This is a genomic window from Bariatricus sp. HCP28S3_F11, assembly GCF_052065395.1.
Taxonomy (GTDB): domain Bacteria; phylum Bacillota; class Clostridia; order Lachnospirales; family Lachnospiraceae; genus Allocoprococcus.
Map to the genome: position 1 here is coordinate 1 of NZ_JBQHUC010000079.1, position 2570 is coordinate 2570.

General features: G+C 43.7%; 2 protein-coding genes. Both read right to left on the bottom strand.

Translation table 11 applies throughout. The features are described from left to right. Positions 1–66 precede the first annotated feature (66 nt). Positions 67–846, bottom strand: coding sequence for an ATP-binding protein (locus tag ACTNBR_RS16175; protein ID WP_055221200.1), 780 nt, complete (start codon positions 844–846; stop codon positions 67–69). A 12-nt stretch (positions 847–858) separates the two neighbouring features. Next, positions 859–2415, bottom strand: coding sequence for a Mu transposase domain-containing protein (locus ACTNBR_RS16180; RefSeq protein WP_055221198.1), 1557 nt, complete (start codon positions 2413–2415; stop codon positions 859–861). Between the last annotated feature and the right edge of the window lie 155 nt (positions 2416–2570).

The window sequence follows — 2570 nt, forward strand, 5'->3', positions numbered from 1 at the left end:
TGCGCATCCGTTCCAGAGGAACGGAGCGCCATTCCGCTTCAAACTGAGCAAAGCTCAGCAGGTTGATTAATTACTATTGGTTATTCTGCGATCCCTGCCAGGAAATTCAAGGCGATATGCCTTAGATGTCATTCGACTTAAGCAGGCATCTGCGTAGGTGGAATCCCCAAAAAGCTGATACCATCCGGATACTGGAATCTGTGAGATAATAATAGTTGCCTTGCGGCAGTCTCTGGACTCGATGATTTCAAATAAATCGCGGCATTTCTCGATGTCCAGATCCATTAAGCCGAAATCATCTATCACCATGAGATCATAAGCTGCCATTTCATTAGAATACTCAAAGTAAGTACCTTCCTGCCTGGCATGATCTGATTCCTTTAAGAGTGTGTTCGCACGTATGTATTTAACAGTACGGTTCTGATGCATTGCTGTGATACATAAGGCGCAGGCGATGTGCGTTTTCCCAGCACCGGCCCCTCCGGTCATCAGCAGGTTATTCGGCTCATCGATCCAATCACACTTGGCCAGAAGTTCTATGACGTGTGTATTCAGCTGACGTTCTGGATCATAGATTGAACTGTCAAGATCAGCTGCAGGATATTTCAGGGTCGCTTTCTTCATGAGACGTTTAAACTTTTTACTCTCACGCTGATCCCACTCCTGATTTACAATAGCAGCAAAGCGGACTTCAAATGGTTCGAGACCTGTGTTTGGTTCCAGCAGCTGCTTTTCAAATGCTTCAGCCATACCGGACATGCGAAGTTTATACAGTCGATCCATGAGTATGTTCTGTTCCTTTGTGAGTTTATCGTTATAAAGATAGTCTTTTAATCTGTATGCCATAGTACGTCACCCTTACTTATAGTAGTCCTTTCCTCTGATATTTTCATGATTGGGCAGTGTTCCTGGTGAATGCTCGGGGAGTTCCTTCACATCCATCTTTTTCAGCATCTGCTTGAAGGTAAAATACTTACAGGAATTGATCTCTATACATTTACGGGCAACTTCTTCAGCAGCACCTTTCGGGATTGTTTTTACTTTATGCAGGATACCTGCACAGGCATTATAGGACTGCTCTTCATGTTTTGATGATTTAAGGAGTCTGTCAATCAGTTCTGACATCGCAGGACCAATGGCAGAAGCCCAGCGGCGGTAATAATTACCATCCTTTGAATTGACTTCTTTGTAATAAAGGTGTTCTGGCGGCATATGTTCATCTACCGTGATATACAGCGGAAACTCTCTATAAGACCGCTTATGTGTACAGATCAGCCGATTATACTGATCACAGATTCTGATCTCTGAAGCGGTTGCCTTCAGGATTGCAGGCTTGCCACAGTAAGAGTACAATACGGAGTAGTAGTGGCCGTCATACTCGATGTGGTAGTTGTTGGGAACTTTTAGGACCGCTTTATAGTCGCAAGCCGTGTAACATCCGCCTGGCAGTGGTTTCATACATGGTTTGTCATACTTTTCGAAAGCATCCTGTCTTGAGAAGTCCTTGCCTTGAAAAGATCGTTTATTGAGGACTGCTACTATTTTTTTGATTTCAGCATTTAGGTCTTCAAATGATACATATATCTTTTCTTTCAGTTTCTCAACCAGGTGTATTTCAAGATAACGTACATGATTTTCAACTGTAGGCTTGCCTTTCGGCTTTCTAGCGGGTGGTGGAAGAACTATAGTTTCATAGAAATCTTCCAGATCTGCAAATGTAGACTGCAGGATAAGTTCATCCTTTGTGTGCTTGGTTACAGCAGTTCGCAGGTTATCGGGCACAAAGTATTTCGTAACAGCACCATAAAATGAAACAGCATGGGCACAGCCTTCTATAAAACATGGGAGCTTCTCATTTGGAAAAGCTTCTGCATAGATCAGACTGCTGACTCCAAGAGTGGTCGCAAAGATATGGACTTTTTTGATCTCGCCCGTTTCGGTATCTGTTAACAGTTCCGGCTGATCACCGACCCAGTCGATATACATCTTTTCACCCGGGATTCGGTTTACGGCCATTGATACCTTCTGGCCACCATAGTTTTCTGCTATGAATCGGTTGAAGTATTCGTAAAACTGTGACTTCTCATAACCATCAGGATTCTTTTCTTTATAATCCAGCCAACAGAACGAAATGTTCATGCGGCTCCCTGGTGCATGGATTCTGTCATAGTAATACTGGAAATCTGGAAGTGGGACATCTTTCCTCTGTAGATTTTTCTGCGGATAGAAAAGGTTCTCAACTTCCTTAGGTGCCATCATTCGGAGTTCCTCGATTGGGATTCCGTTGGCATGGTATCGGCTCATGATCAGATTTAATGTACCTGAGCCAATCTTGTAACGGTCCATAACGGACCTGGTCTGGCATCCATTCAAACGCATCTGGATGGAGCCGATAATCGTGTTGTAGTCTTGCATAGTTATGCCTCCTTTCGCAATCATTTGATGACTACGAAAGAACTATAACACGTTGAAAACTTATTGATCAGCTGAAGCGGAAACGCGTTCAGTTACATCCGGAAAGACTGATCAGCTCTTAGCGGAATGCGTGGTCAGATGAGCCGGAATTTGCA

What these genes read in the sequence shown, in the direction of transcription:
- ACTNBR_RS16175 (WP_055221200.1), bottom strand. Translation starts at nt 846, where the DNA reads ATGGCATACAGATTAAAAGACTATCTTTATAACGATAAACTCACAAAG.
- ACTNBR_RS16180 (WP_055221198.1), bottom strand. Translation starts at nt 2,415, where the DNA reads ATGCAAGACTACAACACGATTATCGGCTCCATCCAGATGCGTTTGAAT.